Genomic DNA, 23,476 nt, shown 5'->3' with positions numbered 1-23,476 from the left:
CGCTTACTTGCAGCGCGGGCACAGGCCCTTGATCAGGTAATCGACTTCGCCGCCGCTGAAACCTTCCGGCAAGAGCACGGGCGGGGGCAGCTTGACTTCATTGAAACAGGTGACGTTGGCGCACTTGGTGCACTGGAAATGCGCGTGTTCGTGCGCCTGGTGGCCGGCGCCCGCGCTGAAGCGCCACACCTGGTCGGCGCCCGCGATGCGGTGCACGAGTTCATTTTCCGTCAGCCATTCCAGCACCCGGTACAGGGTGACGGAATCGATATCGCTGTCCTGCGACAGCGCTTGCTGGATTTCATGGTGGGTCAGCGAACGGCTCTGCGCCATTAAAAAGTCGAGCACCTTCACGCGTGTCTTGGTGACGCGGGCGTTGGTGTTACGGATCAGCGATTCGGCGTGCGGTGTAGAAGATGATGTCAACATGATAGGCCTGCTTGCGGGGGATCGGCTGACGGCGTCATCGCCGTGCCAGTTGCCACCCTATGGGCCGTATCTTAGCATGCGTGCCGCACCGGATGAAACGGTGTCATGCTTTGAACGTCCAATAGCGGCCGGCCGGCGTATCGACGGGGTCGAGAAAGCGCTGATCGGCGCGCGTCTGGTCGCGTATCAGATAAAACATGTCGGACAGGGCCGAGCGCTTTTCCGCAAAGTAGGAGTGCTTCATGAAGCTCGTGTCGACCCCGGTGGCGTCGATGGTTTCCACGCCCGCCACGATCAGCATGCCGGCGCCGCTGTCGCCTGCGCGCGGGTAGCCGTGCACGGCTTTCGAGGCGGCCAGGGCCAGGTCTTGCGACGAGGCATACAGTGTGACGGGGTTGCGCGCGTGGGCCAGTTTGGGCGCGATATCGTGCTTGAAGATGGCAGCGTCGATATCGGGCGCGGACAAGATGAGCTCCGTGATCTTTTGCGCCAGCTGCGGCTGCGCGGCCAGCAAGTCGGCCACGGCCCGCGCCAGCCCCCGGCTGCCCATGCTGTGTCCCACCAGATACACTTGCGCCGCCTGCGTGCTGGCGAGAAAGTCGGCCAGAAATGCCGTGATGTGGGGCGTGCTCCATTCGATATTGTTTTCATCGATGGTGTAGGCGGCCAGGTCGCCGCGCGACGGCCAGCTGTAGAACACGGGCGCGCCGTCGAAACCCAGGTCGTAGGCCATTTGTCCCGTGCGCCGCGCCGCATCCTCGAAACTCACGTTGTAGCCGTGCACAAAGACAAACGCGCTCTTGCCGGCCGAGGCTCGGATCCGGGTTGTCAAGGCGGCAAAGAAGTTGTCGCGGTCCTGCACCGTGGCGTCCAGCAGCACCACGTGCTTGGCCGGGTCGTCGCGAAATTCCAGGCGCCACAGCGACGGCGATTCCAGCTGGCCCATGCGGTGGTCGCGGGGAATGCTGATGTCGCAGCTGCCATAGCTGAGCGGGCCATTGCCGCCCATGACGTTGCGTTCGCCGCTGAAGCGCCGGGCCGGCGGCTTGCCCACGTCGCGCTGGCGGTCCGTGGCGAAATACACTTTGACCACCGCATAATTGGAGACGACGGCGCTTTTGTCGGCCGGGGCGGGCACGGCTTCCACGTCGTGTATCTGGGGCAAGGGCCGCTGCAGCGCATCGAGCAAACCTTGCGCGGCAAACAGGGTTGCCATGTAGTCTGGCACGTTTGCCGTGGCCAGGGCGGTCGACAGGGCCAGTTGCAGCCGGGCATCGTCAGGCGCCGCTTCCAGCGCGGCGATGGCGGCCAGGATGTCTGACGCACTGTCGAACTTGGCGATGGCCTGCTTGAGCCTTTGATAGTGGCTGGCGACGGCTTCGGATGCATGGCCGGGCGCGCCTTGCCCGATGGCCGCCACCACAGCGGAAGTGATCAAGTCCATGTGCCACCTGCCTTTCAGGTCAATCTGGATTGAGTGTCAACCCATCGCCATAAAAGCACGCGCAAGGCGATTTGTCCAGCGCCTTGCGCAGCGGTAGCGTCACCGGTCAATGCTGCTTGTCGTCGCTGAACTGCTGCGCCAGCGATTGCAGGGGCGCCACGGTCAGGCCGCCGCGGCTCACGTGCTCGGGGATGGCCACGCGCACGGGCTTGCTGTGCATGTTGGCGGACGACAGCACGTTCGTCGTGGTCTCCGGCGCCGCATTCCACACGGGATCGACGATGCCTTCGAACACATGTTTCAATTGTTCGCCCCAGGTGTCGCGGATCATGCGGAAATACTGGTTCTTTTCATCAATGGTGACGAAGCGCGTGACGGCCAGGCTGCCCGTCTCGTAGACGAGCAGATCGAGCGGCAAGCCGACGGAAATGTTCGAGCGCAGGGTCGAATCCATGGAAATGAGCGCGCACTTGGCCGCCTCGTCCAGGCGCGTGAACGGGTTGATGACCCGGTCGATGATGGGCTTGCCATATTTCGCTTCGCCGATCTGGAAATACGTGTTTTCATCGTGCGATTCGATGAAATTGCCGGCTGAATATACTTGGAACAATCGGCAGCGCTCGGCGCCTATCTGGCCGCCTAAAATGAAGCTGACATTGAAATCGATGCCGCACTCGGCCAGGGCCTTCGCTTCGCGCTGGTGCACGGTGCGCACGGCGTCGCCCACGATGCGCGCCGCATCGTACATGCTGGCCACGTTCCAGATGCTGCGGCCATCCGCATCCACGTGTTCGGAGACGATCTGGCGGATCGCTTGCGAGATCGACAAGTTTCCAGCCGTCATCAGGACCAGCATGCGGTCGCCCGGGTTCTCAAACACGCTCATCTTGCGGAAGGTGCCCACCTGGTCCACGCCGGCGTTGGTGCGGGAGTCGGACAGGAAGACCAGGCCTTCGTTGAGGCGCATGCCTATGCAATAAGTCATCGTCGTAAATCAAGTCAAAGGGGGAAGCATTCTACACCAGCCGAGCCGTGCCACCTGCTGGCAAGGTCCGGCCAGCCTCATTCTTGCCACTACACGGGCACGATCTGCACATCGACTCTTAACGTTTCCGTGCCGCCACCCTGGCGCACGCCGCGCACGGGGGCGGCTGAATCGTAGTCGCGCCCGATGGCCAGGCGGCAATACGCATCCGTCATCAGCCGCGCATGGGTCACGTCGATGCTGACCCAGCCCGCGAAATCCGTGTCTTCCGTCCAGGCATCGACCCAGGCGTGACTGGCCGCATGGCCCGTCGTGCCCGGATCGATATAGCCGGAGACATAGCGGGCCGGGATGCCCCAGGCGTGGCAGCAGGCCAGGAACAGATGGGCATGGTCCTGGCACACGCCGCGCCCCAGGGCCAGCGCGTCGCCTGCCGTGGTGGTGACCATGGTGGCGCCGCTTTCATAGGCCACCTTGCCGACGATGTGCTCGGCCAGGCGCAGCAAATGGCCCGTTCCCGCCGTCACGCGCCGGTCGGGCAGGCTGGCAGCCGCCAGTTCGAGGATGGCGGGGTTGGCCTGCGTCAGGGCTGTCGGCATGGTAAACAACAGCGGCGACAAGGTATCGATCAGGTTCAGGCGTCCCTTGTACGGGTAAATGGTGTCCACCACGCCGTGCGCGACCAGGCTCAGCGAATGATGGCTGCCATTGATGGTCAGCATGTGCGACAGATTGCCGTAGGCATCCGTATAGGCGTGGCACTGGCCCGGCGTGGTGATTTGCCAGGAAAGTGCCCGCTGCTGCGGCTCGATACGCGGCGTCAGGTGCAGCTGCTGGATGGTGTAGGCCAGCGGCGCACTGTAGGCGTAATGGGTTTCGTGGCGGATGGTGAGCTGCATCAGGCCGCCAAGGGAACGAGGAAATCGCGGCTGACGCGGTTGCCCAGGTCGTTGATGTTTTCCAGAAACTCCGTCAGGGTCACGTGCAAACCCGCCTTCATGATGTCGTCGATATGGCCGAATTTCAGCTCCGCATGCAGTTTCCCTGCAAACCGTTCCGTATCGGCCGACACATCGTTGCGGATATGCTTTAAGTTTTCCACCACGTCATCCATGCAGGCAAGTAAAGACCTGGGCATGTCGCCGCGCAACATCAGCAGTTCCGCCACGCGTGCCGGAGTGATCACGTCGCGGTAGACCTTGCGGTAGATTTCGAAGCCGGAAACCGAGCGCAGCAGGGCCGCCCAGTAGTAAAAGTCGCGCTGGGTGATGTCTTTCGAGGTGTCGCGCGCGCCGTGGAACTTCACGTCGAGGATGCGCGCCGTGTTGTCGGCCCGCTCCAGGAAGGTGCCCAGGCGGATGAAGTGGATCGCTTCATCCTTGAGCATGGTGCCTAAAGTGACGCCGCGCGACAGATGCGAGCGGTATTTGACCCATTCGAAGAAGGCGCTGGGGTCCGTTTCCAGCAGATTGCTTTTCAGGCGCTTCTGCATGTCGAGCCAGGTGGCGTTCTGGATTTCCCACACTTCCGTCGTCAACGTGCCCCGCACGGCGCGGGCATTTTCGCGCGCGCCCGTCAGGCAGGCGAGGATGGACGACGGGTTGTTCGGGTCGCGCACCATGAAGTCGAGCACGTCGCGTGTGTGGAAACGGCCATATTTGTGGTCATACGCGCTTTGCAGCTCGGAAATGCCCAGGGTGGCGCGCCAGCCTTGCTCGGCGTCCTGCTCGGACTGGGGCAGCATGGACGTTTGCATGTTGACGTCGAGCATGCGCGCCGTGTTTTCCGCCCGCTCCGTGTAGCGGGCCATCCAGAACAAATGATCGGCGGTGCGGCTCAGCATGTTTTCTCTCCTGCAAAAGCGGATGTCTCTTCCAGTACCCAGGTATCCTTGGTGCCGCCCCCTTGCGAGGAGTTGACCACCAGCGAGCCTTCGCCCAGCGCCACGCGGGTCAGGCCGCCCGGCACCATGGAAATCGTCTTGCCGGACAGCACAAACGGGCGCAAATCGATGTGGCGCGGCGCGATGCCGGCATCCACATACGTGGGGCAGGCGGACAGGGCGAGGGTCGGCTGGGCGATGTAGCCGCCCGGATTGGCCAGCAGGCGCTGGCGGAAGTCCTCGATCTGCGCGGTGCTTGAGGCCGGCCCCACCAGCATGCCGTAGCCGCCCGCGCCATGCACTTCCTTGACGACGAGTTTTGCCAGGTTCGCCAGCACGTAGGACAGGTCGGCGCTCTTGCGGCACTGGTAGGTGGGCACGTTGTTGAGGATCGGCTCTTGCGACAGGTAGAATTTGATCATGTCGGGCACGAAGGGGTAAATCGACTTGTCGTCGGCCACGCCCGTGCCGATGGCGTTCGCCAGGGTGACTCTGCCGGCGCGGTACACGGACAGCAGGCCCGGCACGCCCAGCGAGGAGTCCGAGCGGAAGGCCAGCGGATCGAGGAAATCGTCGTCGACGCGGCGATAAATCACGTCGACGCGCTTGGGCCCACGCGTGGTGCGCATGTAGACGGAGTTGTCGTTGACAAACAGATCCTTGCCTTCGACCAGTTCCACGCCCATTTGCTGGGCCAGGAACGCGTGCTCGAAGTAGGCGGAGTTGTACATGCCCGGCGTCATGACGACGACCGTCGGGTCGTCCACGCCCATCGGGGCGACGGAGCGCAGGTTGTCGAGCAGCATGTCCGGGTAATGGTCGACGGGGGCGATGCGGTTGCGCGCGAACAATTCCGGGAACAGCCGCATCATCATCTTGCGGTCTTCCAGCATGTAGGACACGCCGGACGGCACCCTTAAGTTATCTTCCAGCACATAGAACTCGCCCTGGCCCGCGCGCACGATGTCAACACCCGCGATGTGGGCGTAAATGTCGGAGGCGACGGCAATGCCCTGCATTTCAGGGCGGTACTGGGCATTCTTGTAGATTTGCTCGGCGGGAATGATGCCCGCCTTGATGATGTTTTGCTCATGATAAATATCATGGAGGAACATGTTCAAGGCTTGCACGCGCTGCACCAGGCCCGTTTGCATCTGCGCCCATTCGGCAGCGGGGATGATGCGCGGGATGGTGTCGAACGGTATCAGGCGCTCCGTGCCGGCATCGTCGCCATACACGGCGAACGTGATGCCGACGCGGCGGAACGTCAGGTCGGCTTCGGCCCGCTTGCGGGCGATGGTCTCGGGGGATTGCTGCGCCAGCCAGTTGTCAAATTCACGATAGTGTTCACGTACCTTGCTGTCCGTACCCACCTCATCCGCAGTCATTTCATTGAAAAAATTTGCCATGTTGTGATTTCCCTTGAGCCGTGTCTATGTATAGCTCAGCAGGAAGCGTGCCAGCGGGGCGGCCGCAGGAAGGTGTGAATATGACCACTTTTGTGGCATTGCACCATCTTTTGCACCCGTTTGGTGCGTCAGGTATCACTCTTGGGGCCGTCGGCGGGCTGGACGAACGGACGGCAATCGACGGGCACGTCGAAGATGAAGCTGGTGCCCGTTTCGGGTGCGCTGTCGACGGCGATGCTGCCGCCGTGGCTTTCGGCTACATTTTGCACGAAGGGCAGGCCGATGCCCCAGCCCGGCGCGGGGCTGTCGTTTTCGCGGCGCAAGTAGTCGAAGATGCGTTCGGCTTGTTCCGGCGCGATGGCGTGGCCACCATTGTGGACGGTGAGCATCAGGCGCTCGTGGACCGCTTCCACGTGCACATTGACGGGCGCATCGTCGCCGTACTTGAGGGCATTGCTCAGCAGGTTTTCCAGCGCGCGCCGCAGCGAGTTCTCGCACCACCAACCGGTGACGGATTGTCCGCTGACCTGGCATTTGCCGGGCCGCTGCAGGTTGACCTGGCCGGCCACGGCGTGCACCAGCGGCAGCACGTCGAACTGGCTCAGCGCCAGAGGCAGCCGCTGGCCCCGGTGGTAGCTGAGGCTATCGAGCAATTCCTCGATCATGCTGTCGAGCCGTTTGCTGTGCTCGGCAATTTTGTGCGCCAGCAAGACCACCCGTTCCGGGTCCGCCTGCCGCAGCAGCAACTGGGCGCTGGTGCTGATGACGGCCAGGGGATTGCGCATGTCGTGCGACAGGCCGGCCGCGATGCGGCGCCGGAACCCTTCGTGCATGTTGGTAAATTCGCGTATCGATTCGCGGATGCCCACATCGATCGATGCGTTGATCACTTGCCAATCCTTGCCGCGCAGGGTGATACCCGACGCATGCGCGGTAGCGGCAAAGCAATCGCGGAAGATCTGGTATTCCTGGATCACCTGTTCCGGCCCGTAATTGGTCATACGCGCCCGTTCATTGCCATGCACGGCGGGCACGTTGCTGTTGCTGGTGGCGTTTTCGCGCGGATGGCCCGGCGTGAGCGCTTCGGCCAGGTTGTCGAAAAAGGCGGGCAAGGTATTGATGAGTATGGGCGTGAGCAACTGGTCGGCGCCGCGCACGCTGGCGCGCACGCGCTGCTCCCAGGCGCTGAGGACGGCATCACGCATGGCGAAGAGGCGCTGCGCGCGCTGCAGTGGATGGCGTGCGCTGGCCTGGCGATCCGCCGGATGATCCGTGCCAATATTCACCTGAACTCCCTGACAGGAATGGCTATGCTTCGAATAGTATGCGCCTAATCCGCCGCCAGGGAAACGCCTTGTTGTTCAGTATTGGCTAGCCGCAGGGCCGCATGCAGGCGGGAAAGCGAGGCTGACCAGTCGGCCAGCGAAAAGTTCTGTGGATCATCATGACCGTTCACAAAGCCCGTGTCGAGCACGGCGTGGAAGGCAGGGATCAGCCACGTACCCTTGCGCACGCTGGCGGCGATGTACAGCAGGGCCAGCCGGTCGTATTGCTCGGCCGTAAAACCGGGATCGGGCGCCAGCCCGTCGTTGCCCTTGCCGCCACCGGGCACGGAATGGCGCGGCTGCACCAGTTCTACGTGCAGGAACAGGCCCGTCAGCGACGGCTTGTCCTTTTCCAGCTTGCTGGCATAGCCGGGCGTGCCAAAGTCGCGCACGGCCAAGGAATCGCCGAGTCGGTTCACGTAGACATGGCCTTTCGGCCCGCCGCCCAGCGCCGGATTGCGCAAGCTGAAGTCGTTGAAGTCCCAGCTGGCGTCGTTGATGTGGTCGGGAATGGTTTCTAACAAGAAATTCGGGTAGCTGGTGTCGTGGATGACGAAAAAGCGGGCCATGGGCGCCGCCAGCCGGCCCACGGCGCGCGACAACGGGGCATCGACGGCGCCACCCACGTCCGCTTCGGCTATGCCTTGCCCGGCCAGCCAGGCGCGCAGGCGGGCCGGGGCGATGCCGGTGCGCTGGCCGATGCGGGCATCGAGAAAGTCCGGCAGCGGCGCGCTGTCGCCCAGGCGCGCATACAGTTTCACAGGGCGCAGCAAACACGTGGCTTGCGCCCGCGCATCGCCCTTGAAGCCGCTCTTCCAGGCGGCATACGGGCAGGCGGTTTGCTTTTGGGCAGCGACCGGCAGGGATAGGCACAGCAAGAGCAGCAGGGCAGGGAGTCGTTTCATGCGGGCATTGTCGCCGAATCGCGCGCCCGGGCACAGGCGCGCACGCGAAAAAAAAGCTGCCCGGGGGCAGCTTTGGCGCAGGAGGGCGGAGCTTGCTTTAGAACGCCACGCTGCCCGACACGACAACGGTGCGCGGCGCCGCCAGCACCAAGGAGCCGATGTTGAAGGACGAAACAGCCGACGACCAGTAGTTGCGGTCCGTCACGTTGTCCACGCGGGCGCGCAAGGTCACGTCATGGCCCGCCACTTGCGTCAGGTAGCGCGCGCCGATGTCGAGGCGGGTCCACGATGGCAGTTGCTTGTTGTTGGCCAGGTCCGCATATTGCGTCGAGGTATAGATGCTGCGGGCGTTCAGGCTCAAGCCTGGCGCGCCGGGCACGTCCCATTCACCGCCCACGCTCACCTGTGTTTCCGGCGCGCCGATGGGGCGCTTGCCATTGTTGGCGGCCACGTCGGTCTTGCTTTGCTGCGCATCGAGCCACGTCAAGCCGCCCAGCAGGCGCACGCCCTGCATCGGCGTGCCGAAAATCGACAACTCCAGGCCTCGGTTGCGCTGCTCGCCAGCCAGTTCGGCGCGCTTGCCGACCACGGCCAGCAAGGGCTTGGCCGTGGTGAACAGGGCGGCGCTCATGCCCAGCTTGCCACCGTCATACTTGACGCCGATTTCCTTTTGCTTTGATTTGTACGGCGCAAACACCTCACCCATGTTCTCGACATTGAAGCGCTGGCCGTTTTCCACATACGTTCCCGTGGCCGCCGGTCCATTGACCAGCGCCTCGATGTAGTTGGCGTACAGCGACACGTTCTTGCTGGTTTTGAAGACGATGCCTGCCACGGGCGTCGTGGCGCTCTCGTCATAGGCCTTGCCTTGCAGCACCGAGGTGTTGTAGTCGTAACCGGCATCCTTGATCTGCTGGCGGCGCAGGCCCACGGTCAGCAGCAGCTTGTCGTCGAGGAAGGCCATGGTGTCGGCCAGGGCATAGCTGCTGAGGATGGTTTTCTGGGTGATGCGCGGGTCGCTCATGATGCCGTCCGTATAGGGGGTTGCCGGCGCGGCGACATTGACGGGCGCGTAAATATTGGTGGCAAACGCGTCGCCGATGGCATACGCATTCTTCGCTTCATTCCAGTGCCCGGACCAGCTGGCCACCAGCGTGTGCTTGACGGCGCCCGTGACGAGCTTGCCGCGAATGCCCACTTCGCCCGTGCGGATTTCCTGCTTGCGCGCATTGTCGAAGCGCGACACCGTGGCGTCGCCGTTGATCGAGGTCAATGACGGTTCGGCCAGGCTATTGGCTTCCTTGGTCGAACGGCTGCCGAACGCGGCCCAGGCTACCACATCCTTGGCGAGGTCCACTTCGGCGCGCGCCGTGCCGAACACATCGTGTTCCTTGGAATAGCTCCAGGGCTGGGCGAAGTTCTTAGCCGCGCCGGGCGCGCCAGGCAGCATGGCCACGCTGCCAATGCCGACGGATGGGCGGGGAGACGTCAGGTTGAAATTCTGGTAGCCCGCGTCGGCCGACAGGCGATAGTTGCGGCCGCGGTAGTCGAGACCGACGGAGAACATGCCCACGTCGTGGTCTTCGCGCTGGATGCCGGTCTCGCCCTGGCGCTTGGCGGCGTTGACGCGCACGCCAAATTCCTGCTTGTCGCCGAAGCGGCGCGCCACGTCGATGGCAGCATAGGCGTGGCCGCCCGATTCCACGCCCACCGTCAATTCCGTCAGCGGCGCATTGCCGGCGCGCTTGGGCATCAGATTGATGGCGCCACCGATGCCGCTGCCGCCCGGCGCGGCGCCGTTCAGGAAGGCGCTGGCGCCACGGAACACTTCCACGCGCTCGAGCAGTTCCGGCGATACGTATTGGCGTGGCAAGACGCCGTACAGGCCGTTGTACGCCACGTCATCGGAATCGAGAGCGAAGCCGCGGATCACATATACTTCCTGGAAATTGCCATAGCCGCGCGACATGCGCACGGCCGGATCGCTCTGCAGCAAGTCGCCCACGCTGCGCGCTTGTTGGTCGGCAATAAATTGCTGCGTGTAACTGGTGCTGCCGAATGGCGAGTCCATCATGTCCACGGCGCCGAGTATGCCCATGCGTCCGCCGCGCGCCACCTGGCCACCCGCATACGCTTTCGACAAGCCTTCTGCCGACGCATCGGCCGAGGCGTTGACGAGCACCGTGGGCATGGTTTGCGCGTCGCCGGCCGGCGTGGTCTGGGCATGGGCGGCGCTGCTGGCCAGCAGGAAGGCGGCCAGGGCGAACGGGGTAGGGACGAGGCGGAAGGTGCGCATGGAGTTATCTGGATATTAATGAGAATGATTATCATTATATTCCAGCGCGCCGCGGTGCGTGGGAAAGTGTGAGAATGTTGAAAGAAAGTCGCCATTCGTACAACACACGGCGAGCCAAGGCACTGGAATCTGCCGGAAAAAGGCGCGCCAGACGATACCTTGTGGATTTATCAATGCTTGTCGCACCATTTCGCTAGAATGAGTGATCGCGCCCGGCGCCCACAGGAAACCGCATGCCATTGCACCGCCATCTACCCGCCTCCATGCGCCTGCAGGGGGGCTTGAGCTTGAGAAGCGCGGCCGTCGCGCTGATCCTGGCCATGCACGCGCTGGGCCTGTACTTCCTGTTGCTGCCAGCGCGGCAGCTCAAGCAATACACGGAAGTGGCCTTCATGACCCTGCTGCCGTCCCGGCCGCCGCAGACGCCGCCGATGGCCTTGCCGTTGCCCATGCCGCTTCCATTGCCGCGCGCGCGGGCCAGTATGCCGCCTGTCATCCTTGCGCCACCGGCCGTGGCTGCGGAAGCCATCACGGCTCCCGCCGAGGATTTCCCCGCCGCGCCCGCCACGGCGCCATCCACAGCGGACCTGCGCACGCGCGCCCGGCTGGCGGCGGGGGCCGCCGACAAGGCCCTGCGTGGCGAACTGAAACAAGACAAGCCTTGGCTGGCCGCAGCCGACCTGAAGAGCGAAAGCAGCTTCCAGAAACTGGTCGCCTCCGCCTGGCGCGGCGGCCCCGTCATCCGCGTGGAGGAATACCTGACGGCCGATGGCCGGCCCGCCACGCGCGTCGTCAGCGCCGTCGGCGCCACCTGCTATGGCCTGGATGCGAACCCGGGCGCGGGCGCCGATCCGTTCAAGACGGGCGGCAAGGTCAAACGCGTGCCTTGCCCGGGTTGAGGCGATCTGACCATCGTTGTGGCGGTGCCTGTCGGCTTACGCCCTGCGGGCTAAGCCGACCTACGCATGGCGTAAGGGTGATACATGCCAGGAGATCGCGCGCCGGACCGCGCTCTAGCTGCGCAGGTCAGATTAGCGCAGCGTAATCTGACAATCTTCGTGGCGGTGCTTGTCGGCTTACGGCCGTTGGGCTAAGCCGACCTACGCATGATGCAAGAGTGATCCATGCCAGGCAAAAACCGCGCGGCGGGCAGGGTTTTAGGGGCGGTAACAGGCGATGCCATCCCCCGCAGGGTCGCAAATATGCTAAGTTGCGTCTGCAAATCTTGCCGATACCGACCCGGACGCCCATGCCACCCGAACTCCTCATTCTCGCCCCCAGTCCCTCGGCTGCCGTCAACGCGCAGCTGGAGCAGCAATACACCTGCCATCACGCCTGGCAAGTGCCGGCGGACGAGCGCCACGCCTGGCTGGCCGAGCGGGCGCCGGCCATCCGCGCCGTCGTCACGACGGGCGCGCTGGGATTGAATGCCAGCGACATGGCCTTGCTGCCGCATCTGGAAATCATCGCCGTCAACGGCGTGGGCCTCGACGGCGTGGCGCTCGACCAGGCGCGTGAACGGGGCATCGCCGTCACCACCACGCCGAACGTGCTGACCGATGACGTGGCCGACCTGGCGCTGGCCTTGCTGCTGGCCAGCGCGCGGCACATCGTGGCGCTCGACCGTTTCGTGCGCGACGGCGGCTGGGAACGCCGCGAAGCGATCGCGCCAGCCTCCAGCCTGCGTGGCAAAACGGCCGGCATCTTCGGCTTCGGCCAGATCGGCCAGGCCATCGCGCTGCGTCTGGCTGCCTTCGGCGTCAAGGTGCGCTACTTTCAGCCGCGCGCCATCACGGGCACAGCCGTGCCGCGTGCGCAATCCTTGCTGGCCCTGGCGCAGGAAAGCGATTACCTCTTTGTATGCGCGCCGGGCACGCCGGCCACGCGCCAGAGCATCGACCGCAGCGTGCTCGACGCGCTCGGCCCGCAAGGCACCTTGATCAATATCGCCCGTGGCGCGCTGATCGACGAAGATGCCCTGATCGCCGCCTTGCAGGATGGCCACCTGGGCGCGGCCGGTCTCGACGTGTTTGCGGATGAACCGCGCGTACCAAACGCCCTGCGCGCCTTGCCGAACGTGGTGCTCACGCCCCACGTGGGCAGCCTGACCGTGGAAACGCGCCATGCGATGGGGCAACTGGTGGTCGATAACCTGGCCGCGCACTTTGCCGGCCTGCCGCTGCGCACCCCTGTGCCCTGACGCTGCACCGCCGCGTCAGGGCCGCACCACCCAGCGCACGTCTTCGAGCGACAGCAGCAGTTGCTCTGGCGCGCCGTCCGTAAAGAAGTTCAGGCGGAAATCCATGGCGGCGCCGCCACCCGTGGTCGGCTGCTGCGTGTCATACCATTGCTGCACCTGGGCCACCAGCGCCATCGGCGCGGCGGGAGGCTGGGCCGCATCGATGGGCGCGAGCACGGCCGGCAGCAGGCTGACCGGCAGCGAGGTGCGGGGAAAGCCCGCCACGGCCGGCATCACGCTGTAGGAATAGCTGCCATCCATGGCGATGCGCACGCTGCCCGAGGCGCCCGTGAAGAGGGCGCTGAAGAAGCCTCTCATGTAGGCCGCCACATCGCTGCCGCCCACCGGTGCGACTTGCCGCAAATCATAGCCTTGCCAGCTCAGGCGTGGCAGGATGGGGTCGCTGAACTTGACGACCGGCGTCTGGTACAGGAAGGCATGCATGGTCGACACCTGCGTCTGGCTGGGCGGGCACAGGTAGCGATTGCGCTGCACGTACAGCGAGGCCTGGGCGTTCTTGTACACCATCACGTTCAGCCCTGGCATGCGCACCTCGCGGCCGGTATTGGCCAGTGCGGCGGCAAACGACAGGTCGGGCGCGTCGGCGGCGATGGCCGCGTAGCGGTAGGCCAGCAGCGCATCGGGCGGCGTGGGCGTGGCCGGCGTGGCCCGGTACTGCTGCGCATCGATGTCGAGCACGGGCACGGGCACGCTAACGGCGCCGTTGCTCAGTGTGCCGGCCAGCGGGTCGTAGGTGGCGGGCGCACCGCCAACGGTGACATTGAGCAGCGCATACCAGGCGTCGCCGCCATGGTCTTCCAGGCGCGCGTCGAATTCCACGGCCACGCTGGCTTCGCCTTGCGCCGCCGCCAGCCGCGCCGCGCCGAAATGCCCACCATAGCTGGCTGCCACCTGGGTCACCAGCTGCTGGAAGGCGGTGGTGGCCAGTGTTGCCTTGGCGATACTATCGGCCGTATCCTGCTTGCCATCGAGGGGCGCGAGGAACGCGTCGAGGTCGGCCGAGATGAGCGGATAGTTGCTGACGAAGGCGGCCAGCGCCGTAAACAGGTCGGGACCGGCTGCCGCGGACAGCCTGGCCGCCTGCGGCGGCACGTTGAGCACGACGCTGACATGCACGGCATCCTGCGCCGCCTGGCGATAGGTATAGCTGAAGCTGTAATCCCACTGGGCCAGCTGGGCCGGTTGCAAGCTGTTGGCGGCCAGGCGCATGCGGCCGGCCTGCGGCGCGGCGGACGCGGTGGCGGTCTGCCGGTTGACCGTGGGCGGCACGGGCAGGGCGCGGTTCAGCACGGGGATATATTGCGTGCCATTGCCCAGCGCTACCTCGAACGGACCGGTGATGAACAGCAGCCACTGGCTTTGCGCGTAGTTTTCGATGCCGGGCACGAATTGCTGGTCGAATTCCATGTGCGTGATCTGATAGCGCAAGTCCAGCGGCACATAGGCCTGGCCTTCGACATTCTTCGAGATGAAGTTGAATGACAGCCGGCTCTGCTCTGGCGCGGCCGTGCCTTGTAGCGGCAGCCGGGTCGGGAACAAGGTGTAGTTCTGGTTGCCGTCGCCGGCCGCGTCGTCCGCAGTGCCGCCGGCTGCGCCCGCGCCGGCGGGCTGGCCGTACAGCGCGGGCGGCCCGGCCGCGTAGATGCCGTCCACGCCCGTGATCTGGTCCACGCCGTACACTACCACGGCGCCGGCGGCAAAGGCCGGCCCCAGGGTGGTCAGCAGCTGCTGTCGCATGGTGGCGGCCGCGCTGACGCGCGTGGCTTCGTCCGCCGCGCTGCTGCTGAGCACGGGGCTGACCGTGGCGCTGATGGCGTCGGCCAGCGTCTGTTTCGCCTTGAGTACGAGGCCCAACTGGCCGCTCTGCAGCGGATCGGCGATGCCGTTGAGGCGATCGAGGATGTAGGCGGGCGGCGCATAGGTGGCCGAGAGGAACTTGTCGATGGCGTCGAGACAGCTTTGCAGCCACAGGTTCAGGTCGACGCTATTGAGCGTCAGCGCATGCGCCGTATTGGTCGGATAGGCGTCGATGCTGACCATGCGGCTTTCCAGCGAATTGGCGACCGGCAGCGGCGCGTAGTAGCTGGCCTGCTGGCCCAGGCGGAAATGGATGCCCTGGCCGGGCGTGTCGCTGAAACGCACGGCGAACAACTGCTGCGTCTGCTGGCCGGCGCTACCCACGCGCGTCAGACCCGCGCCAGCGCGCATCGACCATTGCGGCGTCTTCAGGCACGCTTCGAGCGCCTTGGCAAACGTGGTGTAGCTGGACGCGCCGCCATTCGTGTCGGCCTGCGGCAGCACGGCGCTGACCACGCTGGCGCCGTCCGGCAGGGCCGCCAGCACGGGGTCGAGCAGGATGGCCTGGCGCGTCAGCACCAGTGCCACGTCGAGCGCGATGCGGTTGGCGCTGGCCAGTTGCGCCAGCGGTACCGGCACCGACAGCGTGGCGGCGGGCGCCGTGGCGCTGCCGCCGCCGGCCAGCGCCTGCAAGTAGATGGCGCAGGCGGCGACGAAGTCGCGCACCTGTCGCGACTGTGCCTCGCCCAGCGGCTGCAGCGGCGTGGCCAGCAGGGAGTTGCTGAGGGAAATGCTCACCGCATTTCCGCTCAGTCCGGGCACGCCCAGGCCCGTATAGTCCTGGTGCAGCTGGAAGTACAGGCGCTGGTAGGTGGGCAAGTCTTGCGCCGCGTCGGCTGGCGTGGCATACGCCAGGCCATCCATGCGCAAGGTCAGCAGCAGCGCGGGTGCGCCGCCCGCATCCGTGTCGTACAGGTAGCTGGCCTGGACTTTCGGCCAGGCGGACAGGCCCAGCAGGCGATCCGTGTAGCGCAGCGCGGCGGGGGCCTGGTCCAGCGCCCCCGTGTAGCCGGCCGGCGGCGCCTCGAACGGCGTGACGGTGGTGTTGCCGAACAGGTCTTGCCAGCGCAGGGCCAGCGACGCATGGCCGCCCACGCCCAGGTAGGGATTGTCGGCGGCGGGCGGCAGGCCGGCCGGCGGATTGGCCGGCGCCGCATTGAGCGTGGCGAATGGCCGTCCGTCGCTGTTGTTGCCCAGGTAGCCCAGCGCCTGGCGATAGTCGTAATCGGCCAGGGCCGCAGCCGCATAGCGCCGGCGGTGCGCTTCGCCATCGTTGCCGCCGTCGCTGTCGTTCGCATGGTCCTGCGGTCCGAAGGGCAGGCTGTAGGGACTGGGCAGGAAATACGGGTTGTGGCCCAGGCCGGCCGACAGCGTGTTGTACAGCGCAGACAGGGTCGCTTGCGCATATTGCTGCTGTTGCTGCGGCGTGGGATCGGGCGGCAGCACGGGCACGCCGTCGTTGCTTCGCTTGAGCTGGAACGACAGGTTGCCCGGCGCCAAGGTCGCTTGCGCATCGAGGGCCAGGCTGTCGACGTCGAGCACGGCACCATCGGCGTACAGGCCCGCGGTGGCGGCCGCGCCCAGGGCCAAGGCGTCCACCGACAAGCCATAGTAGGCAGCCAGGGCGGTGAAGGTATTGCCGGGAGCGTCAGACGTGGCTGGCACGCGATAGACGAGCGGCGGAATGCGCATGGTCGCGCCCAGCGCCACCGTCACGCCGGGATTGTAGGCGGCGATCTGCGCCGCGCTCAGCGGGGTGGCGCCGGCCGAGTAATACGCGGCCAGCTGCTCCAGCGCTTGCGCGGGCGCGGCCATGTCTTGCTGGTTCAGCTGGTGCAGGATGCCGCCCACTGGCACGCTGGCGCCGGCGCGCAGCGGCCGCACGGCGTTTTGCTGCGCCAGCTGTCCCACGCCCATGCCATACGTGGCGGCCAGGACGGTCAGGGTGCTCGTGGCGGCGTGGGCCAAAGGCTGGGTCTTGGCCGGCTTGCTCAGCGATTCGAACACCAGCACGTCCTGCTGCGGATCGATCGCCTGCGTTGTCAGCAGGGCGTTGACGAAGTTCGGCACGGTGTCGGCGGCGCCCGCCGCCGGGCGCGCCAGCGGAACCACCAGCGTCAGCGTGGCCGTGCCCGTGGCGTCGAAGACGGATGGGGGCAGGCCAGCGCCCGACACCATGTCCTCGAAATACAGATAGTAGCCGCCGCCGCGCACCACCGATTGCTCCCACAGCAGCTTGATGAATTGCGAGGGACTGTTGGCTATGCCGCGCGGCAAGGCCGTCTCCGCCGCGTCCAGCAGCATGCGGCTGGCCGGTGGATGGCTTTCCGTGGACAGATTGGTTTGCGTCAGGAAGCACAGGTAGTCGGCATCGGCCTGGCCCGTCAGCGCCACCTGGTCGCTGCCGCCTTCGCTATACAGCAGAAACAGGCCGGCCACCAGGGTTTCGCCCACGGCGGCCATGCCGCTCAGCAGGTATTGCAGGCGCTGGGCATCGGCGGCCGACGGTCCCACCAGCTCGTAGACGTGGGCCAGGGTGGCGGCGCTGGCCAGCGCGGTGCCGCTGGCGTCGTTGGTGGCCACGGTGGCGGCCGGCATGCGCGTGATCTGGAAGTCCACGCGCGTGGCGTAGGCATAGCCGCTCAAGTCCTGGAACACCGTGCTGCTGCTGTTGGGCGGCGTGTTGCCGATGCGGGGACGATAGGCGGGCATCAGGGCCAGCATGTCCGCGTACTGCGCCTGCGTGTACAGCGCCTGCAGCGTATCCTGGCGCTGGGCGATACTGGCCAGCATGGCGTCGGGCAATTGCCACAGATACGGCGCGGGCGTGGCCTGGCTGGCGGCGCGCGCCGCTGAAGCGGCGCCGGACGTCACGGCCGTCAGGCGCGCCAGGTCGGCGGTGATCCAGGCGGCGTAGCCTGCCGCAGGGAACTGCCGCGGCTGCAAGGAAGCCAGCGGCAGGAGGTGCAGCGCAGGCGACGGCACGAAGCTGCCCGCCTGCGCATACGCCAGCACGCCCGACAGCAAGCCGTAGGCGGCGTCCAGGTCGATGGGCAGGCTGGTGCCGGGCGCGCCGGCGAAGGTGATGAAATCGAGGGCGACGCCATGCGAAATGGCATTGCGTCCCAGGCCGATGCGGTAGCCGCCGGCGGCGCTGGCGGGCGTGGGGAATTGCTGCCCCGTCAGCTGGTACAGCGCGTAGTCGGTCTGCGTCTTGCTATACAGGAAGGATGGCGACAGGCTCAGGCCCGCCGCCACCGGCAGGCGCAAGCCATAGGTGATGAAGCGCGCGACCTGGCCGGCGGCCTGGGCCACGGCGCCGCTGGCCTGCACGCCGCACCACAGCTGCTCCAGCGGCAAGGCGTCGAGGCGGGCGATGGCCAGCCGGCCCGGGGCCGCGGCGAACAGATCGGCGACGCCGGCATTGTCGCGCCCCAGCGCGGCGGCCGTGGTGGCGAAGCGGCTGGCGATGCTGGCCAGTGTATCGCCGGCAACCGATGCATAGGCCAGCGGCGGCACGGCGAGGAGGGCCGTCGGCAGCAGCAGATCGGTGCGCGCATACAGCGATGCCTGCTGCGCCAGGGCGGCCAGCGGCACGCCCAGCGCGGCGGCGATGGCGCCGAAGCTGTCGCCGGGCGCGGTAACGTGGCTGACGGCGCCGGCGCCGAAGTCGAAGACCAGCGTCACGCCCGTGCGCAGCGCGCGCGGCGCCGCATTCGCGCCGATCAGCTGGGCCGCAGTGGTTTGCCAGCGCCCGCCAGCGCCGGCCGGATCCGTGTAGCGGGCGGCGATGGCTGCCAGCGTATCGCCGGCCTGGATCACGGCGGACAGACCGCCGACCTGCAGCGGCAGCGCGCCGTTCAGCCCATACGTGGCATTCGGCAGCGACACGTCGTCCGCGTCGATGGCGTTGCCGGCCAGGTTGAAGGCGGCGACGATGCTGGCGATGCTGTCGCCTGGCTGCAACGCATAGCTGTAATTGTCGAAGGCATCGATGGCCGATTGCAGCAGCGCGCGGCCGATCAGGCTGAAGACGTCGACGAAGATGAAGGCCGCCATCGATTCGGCGCCAGCGTCGTCCTGCGCCAGCAGCGCGGGCCTGGCGGGCGCCTTGCCCACCTTGGCTGCCACCTGGCGCAGCACGCCGGCCACCGTGCTGCGGTACTGTTCCGTCGCCGTCGCGTAGGTCTCGAGGTCGATCGCTTGCGTGCCGGCGCCGCCTTGCGGGTCGGGCACATCCAGCCGCAGCCCGTCGAACAGCGGGAATAGCGTGGCGCCGTCCATACTGGCGCCCGGCGCGCTGATGTTCACGATGAAGCTGTCGGCAAGGAACTGCAGCAGGTCGCCCATGCCGAATGGTTGCATGGCGGGGTCGGCCAGCACCTGGATGCCCGCCACCAGCTGCGCCAAAGTGACGCTGGCGGTCGCGGCGGCAGCCAGGTCCAGCGCCGCGTCGTCGGCCCGCGTCGCCGGCTGCAAGGCGTCGAGCAGCCACGGGAAATACGCCTTGCACAGCAGGTCGAACGAGGTCTTGCCTGTCCCCGCGCCGCCGGCGGCCGGGTCAGGTGCATCCATGGCGAACAGGCAGACGAACGCGCCTTGCTGCGCGCTGCTGGCGGTGGCGCCCTGCGGCGCCAGCACCGTGAATTGTGGCGCCGTCACCAGTTGCAGCAGCGGCTTGGCATCGGTGCGCAGCACGCGTCGCGGCTGGCGGCGCGGCCCGGCGCGCAGCATGGCGGCCTGCAGTTCCATCGGCAAGGTGCGCGCGCGGCCGCGCGCCAGGCTGTCCAGGCGCAGCGCGCCGCCGCCATCCCACGGCGCGCGACTGTCGCTGCCGATGCGGAATTGTGCGCTGACGGTGGCGGAAAAGCCCACGGAAATGGTGAAGCTGAAGATGCCCAGGTCGATCTTGACGCGCAGGCTGATGCGCACCGAGGCCGTCACGGACAGGGGGATGGCGCGGTAGGATTCGTAGCCGATCTGCACCGACACGGTGATATTGACGAGCAGCGAAGCGCTGATGATCTTCAAGTCCACTTCGCCGTACAGCATGCCGATCACGCCGAACGTGCCCGTCAGCTTGAAGTAGCTGCTGTCCTGTACGCTGCCGGACGCGCCGGCGTTGGCCAGCGCGACGGCGTTGCTGCGGTCGTACGGATGGTAGGTGGCGATCACGCCTTCGATGATGCCGAACACGGTCAGCGCGAAGCCGGCTTTCAGCGGCCCCTTGACGAAGTTGTAGCCCAGGCCCAGCTGCAGGCCCAGGCCGAAGACGATGACGGGATTGAAATACCCGAGATCGGTTTTCGGCACCTGCGTCGCCGTCGCGCTCGACAGCTTGCCGAAATACACGCCGCCCGAGCCCATCACTGGCACGCCGTAGACGATGGCGCTAAAGCTGAACGAGCGCGTAAAGTCCATATTGTAGGGAAAGCCGATGTCGATCAGGAAATCGCCATTCGTGTAGATCTTGATGCCTATCATCGGCAGCACCACGCTGACGGCGCCGAAGTTCAGGTTGCGTATGCTGTCGGGGAAGGTGAAGTCGATCTGGAACAGGCCCACGTCGTCGCTGATCTTCTTGTACAGGATATCGACCACCAGGCCGGCCAGGCCGCCCATCTTGGGGCTGCCCAGGGTCAGGCGCAAGCCGTACAGGTTGGGATCGTTGAAGACGATCTGTACGTCGACGGCCCACACGCCGGCCGTCTGCAGCACGCCGAAATGCGCGGCGATCAGCCAGTTGCTGTCCGGCTGGTAATACGGCTGGCCCTGCACGCCGCTGCCCGGGTTGACGGGATTGTTCTTGCCCGTGGTGGGCGGCACGCCGGCCAGCGCGTCGATGACGGCCTTGGTCGAGCTGAAGTCGGACGCGCCATTGATGGCCACGCGCTGGCCCAACATCAGCAGGAAGACCTTGAAATAGCTGGAACCGGCGCCCGGCACGCTGGGCATCTCTTCCACGTCCTGTCCCTTGTCCGGGTCCAGCAAGTCGCCCATGCTGCCTTTGAGCAATGGCGGTACGCTGGCGTCCAGTGCCAGGGTCACCTTGCCGTCCGTATTGCGCTTGAAGACGATGCTGCGGATGACGATGAATCCGAGGTTGAGGGGGGAACTGAGCGTGTAGGTGGCGCTGAGGCGGTTTTTTTCGCCGGTTTTCAGCGACACGTTGATGGACAGGCCGTCCAGCGTGACCTGGTTCAGCAAGTCCCACGGCGACGGCAGCACGAAATACGGATCGCCCAGCGTGCGCACGAGCGCCTGGATCAGGCTGCCCAGAGACCAACCCGCCAAGGTGAAGCTGAGCATCTCGTTGCCGCTGGTATAGGTTGCCGTGAAACCTTCCCAGCTCACGTACAGCGTGTGGTTCGGCCCCTTGTCCGTCGGCTGGAACGCATAGCCGAAGCCCAGTTTCAGATTGATGGCGGTATAGATCCATACGGCATCGGCTTTGCCCGAGAATTGCTGCGCGGTCGGCTTGGCGCCGTCATACTGCACCGAGAGCGTGGCTTTCTCCAAGCCGATCTGTTGCTGGCCAAGCATGAACAGCCAGGTAAAGGTGGTGTCGACCGTGTAGCTGGTGGCCAGGTCCGTGCTGGGCTTGCCGCTGGGAATGACCGCTTCGATGGCGAACGCGGAAATCTTCAGGTTGCCCGGCAAGAAGAGGGGGAAATCATAGATGCCGCCGGCGGCAAAGAATTGCTTGATCATCTCGCCCACGTCGAGTTCTTGCGCGAGGGAGGCGGAGAGGGTCCAGCGGGGCGGCGTTTCCTGGCTGCTGTAGGCCACGCTGACGGCCGCCTGCAGGCTGGCGCCCACGCCCAGCAAGCCGGAAATGGAACCGGCCCAGGCCGTGCCGGCGCCCGCCTTGCCGGCCTCGACAAGGGCCAGCGCGCCTTCCTGCTTGTCCGCGGCCACCGTGGCGCTGATGCCCGACAGGCTGATCTGGCCGTCCGAAATGCTCAGGATGGGCGCGCCGCCCACCGTCAGGAAGGACAGGCTGATGGCGTAGTCGCTGGAAAACGCGAAGGACTGGGCCGCGCCGTCTATGCTCAGCGCGATATTCGACACCTCGGCCTGGATGCTGTCGGGCAGGCTGACGAGGCCGTTCGAGACGACGGACAGAAAGTCCGACAGCGTGGCCTTGCCGGGAAAGCTGGCCTGGAACAGCTGCGCCGAGTTGAACTGCACGTCGAATTCGCCGCCCGGCGTGCCGTCGAGGTTGCGAAATACCGTGGGCAACAGGGTGAAGGTGGTGCCGAACAGGTATTCATAGCGCGACTTTCCGCTGGCCTTGCTCGCCAGCGGCTGGTAAGCCGTCCAGTCGAGGAAGAACGAGGTGATGGTAAAGCTCAGCGCGGGCGTGGGCGCCGGGATAGGCTGCCAGCTGAGACCGCGCACGGTGCGCAGCTGCAGCGTGACCTGGTCCACCGTGGGCGGCGCCTTGGGCGGGATGCTGCCACTGATGGTCATGCCGCCGAGGCCGAACGACGTCAGGAACTCCTGCAGCACGGCCGGGGTCGCGCGGAAATAGCTGGCGCCCCCGCCGATCAGGCTGATGGCGGCGCCGGGACTGAGGGGCGGCCCGTCGCTGCCCGCTTCCAGGCTGACCGCGTAGTTGCCGTCGCCGTCGGCGTTCGATGGCTGCAGCAGCAGCGACAGCGTGTAGTCGGTGGCGCCTGCGCCTTCCACGCTGAGCGTCGCCGTCAGGGCCAAGGTGGCGGCCTGGTCGCCGTCGGCCGCTTCCTCGTCGTCCGGTTCGCCGTCGCCGCGCAGCAGCAGCTGCATGCCGCCGTCGAGCAGCAGGGCGTCGGGCGGCGCCGCATCGACGGGCGGCGGGATGGTCACGGTCAGGCTGGGCGCAGCCACGCGCAGGTAGCCGGCGAAGGTGCAGTCGAGCTCGCTGAGCGTGGCCGACAGCACACCGCTGGGCATCAGGCCGCCCAGTTCGAACGTCTTGCCGTCGTACAGCGCCATGTCCAGGTAGCCGCCGATCTGCAGCTTGCCCGGCGGCGCCGCCAGGTCGGAAAATAGTTCCAGAAATGGCGTCACGAAGGCGGGCAGGGCCACACTGGCGCTGAGGTTCTGCTTGGCGCCGCCCGTGACGGACAGCCCGCCGTCGCCCCCCCATGGATAGACGCCGTCGGCGCTGGAAAATACCAGCAGCGCGCCCGCCAGCGGCAACTCGCTGAATGGCCAGCCGCCCATGAAGGGAAAGCTGCTATCCCAGTTCCAGTCGGCGGGACTGGCGGCCACCTGCACCACCAGCACGGCCGCGTCATCCCCGTCGTCATCCCCGTTGTCGCCCGGCGTGCGCGCGGCGGCCGGCTGCGTGGAAAACACCAGCGTGGCCGGGGTTTGCAGCAGGCCGCCGATGAAGGGCAGGCTCGCCTTGCTGACTGTAAAGACGCCGTCGCTCACGGCGCCCACGTCGGCTGCCGCGCAGCTGATCAGGAACTGCGCCGCGTCGATCTGGAATGCCTGGCCGATGATGGCGTCGAATTTTTCGGGCGGCGCGACGTCCGGGTCGGCCAGGCCCGCTTCCAGGAAGGCGGCATCGAGGGCGAACGGGCCGCTTCTGGCGGCGTCGACGATGGCTTGCTGCAGGTTTTCCAGCGCGGTATCGGTGGTGGCCATACGAACTTGCTCCTTGAATCAGTCATGATGTCCAGGGCGGACGCTTG

At 66.0% G+C, this 23,476-nt stretch carries 12 protein-coding genes; 2 read left to right on the top strand and 10 right to left on the bottom strand.

Features of this window, described 5'->3' with window-relative positions; all coding sequences use genetic code 11:
- Nucleotides 1-3: 3 nt before the first annotated feature.
- The 9 genes from ACP7EG_RS25410 to ACP7EG_RS25370 all read right to left on the bottom strand — a co-directional run bounded on the left by ACP7EG_RS25410 (nucleotide 4) and on the right by ACP7EG_RS25370 (nucleotide 10,675).
- On the bottom strand, nucleotides 4-429 hold the full coding sequence (locus ACP7EG_RS25410; RefSeq protein ID WP_070218730.1) for a Fur family transcriptional regulator: 426 nt from the start codon (nucleotides 427-429) through the stop codon (nucleotides 4-6).
- Nucleotides 430-532: 103 nt separating this feature from the next.
- Nucleotides 533-1,873 (bottom strand): alpha/beta hydrolase, encoded by a 1,341-nt coding sequence (locus ACP7EG_RS25405; protein ID WP_426089877.1) that lies wholly within the window; start codon nucleotides 1,871-1,873, stop codon nucleotides 533-535.
- A 106-nt stretch (nucleotides 1,874-1,979) separates the two neighbouring features.
- On the bottom strand, nucleotides 1,980-2,858 hold the full coding sequence (locus tag ACP7EG_RS25400) for a peptidase (RefSeq protein ID WP_099763788.1): 879 nt from the start codon (nucleotides 2,856-2,858) through the stop codon (nucleotides 1,980-1,982).
- A gap of 89 nt (nucleotides 2,859-2,947) precedes the next feature.
- Complete coding sequence (locus ACP7EG_RS25395; protein WP_426089875.1) at nucleotides 2,948-3,757, bottom strand: transglutaminase family protein; 810 nt, start codon at nucleotides 3,755-3,757, stop codon at nucleotides 2,948-2,950.
- A complete protein-coding gene (locus ACP7EG_RS25390) occupies nucleotides 3,757-4,701 on the bottom strand; it encodes an alpha-E domain-containing protein (RefSeq protein WP_426089873.1) in 945 nt (314 codons plus the stop codon). Before ACP7EG_RS25390 ends, ACP7EG_RS25395 begins: the two co-directional genes overlap by 1 nt.
- Entirely contained in the window at nucleotides 4,695-6,149 is a 1,455-nt protein-coding gene (locus tag ACP7EG_RS25385) for a circularly permuted type 2 ATP-grasp protein (protein WP_426089871.1), read from the bottom strand. The genes ACP7EG_RS25390 and ACP7EG_RS25385 overlap by 7 nt, the downstream gene beginning before the upstream one ends.
- Before the next feature lie 128 nt (nucleotides 6,150-6,277).
- Nucleotides 6,278-7,435 (bottom strand): sensor histidine kinase, encoded by a 1,158-nt coding sequence (locus ACP7EG_RS25380; RefSeq protein WP_426089869.1) that lies wholly within the window; start codon nucleotides 7,433-7,435, stop codon nucleotides 6,278-6,280.
- A 44-nt stretch (nucleotides 7,436-7,479) separates the two neighbouring features.
- A complete protein-coding gene (locus tag ACP7EG_RS25375; protein WP_426089867.1) occupies nucleotides 7,480-8,379 on the bottom strand; it encodes a hypothetical protein in 900 nt (299 codons plus the stop codon).
- A 97-nt stretch (nucleotides 8,380-8,476) separates the two neighbouring features.
- Nucleotides 8,477-10,675, bottom strand: a complete 2,199-nt coding sequence (locus ACP7EG_RS25370; RefSeq protein ID WP_426089865.1) for a TonB-dependent receptor — start codon at nucleotides 10,673-10,675, stop codon at nucleotides 8,477-8,479.
- Between the two features lie 233 nt (nucleotides 10,676-10,908).
- Here ACP7EG_RS25370 and ACP7EG_RS25365 point away from each other — a divergent pair, with 233 nt between their 5' ends.
- Both ACP7EG_RS25365 and ACP7EG_RS25360 read left to right on the top strand, forming a co-directional pair.
- On the top strand, nucleotides 10,909-11,574 hold the full coding sequence (locus tag ACP7EG_RS25365) for a hypothetical protein (RefSeq protein WP_426089863.1): 666 nt from the start codon (nucleotides 10,909-10,911) through the stop codon (nucleotides 11,572-11,574).
- Nucleotides 11,575-11,924: 350 nt separating this feature from the next.
- Complete coding sequence (locus ACP7EG_RS25360) at nucleotides 11,925-12,875, top strand: 2-hydroxyacid dehydrogenase (RefSeq protein ID WP_426089861.1); 951 nt, start codon at nucleotides 11,925-11,927, stop codon at nucleotides 12,873-12,875.
- Nucleotides 12,876-12,890: 15 nt separating this feature from the next.
- Here the strand turns inward: ACP7EG_RS25360 and ACP7EG_RS25355 are convergent, their stop codons facing one another.
- Nucleotides 12,891-23,429 carry a LysM peptidoglycan-binding domain-containing protein gene (locus tag ACP7EG_RS25355; RefSeq protein WP_426089859.1) on the bottom strand — a complete coding sequence of 3,513 codons (10,539 nt, stop codon included), beginning with the start codon at nucleotides 23,427-23,429 and terminating at the stop codon, nucleotides 12,891-12,893.
- Nucleotides 23,430-23,476: the final 47 nt, after the last annotated feature.

Origin of the sequence: Janthinobacterium sp. PSPC1-1 (assembly GCF_049897625.1) — a bacterium.
GTDB classification, from domain to species: Bacteria; Pseudomonadota; Gammaproteobacteria; order Burkholderiales; family Burkholderiaceae_D; genus Janthinobacterium; species Janthinobacterium tructae.
Note: the sequence above shows the minus strand (reverse complement) of the source record. Positions and strands in the feature narration are given on the sequence as shown.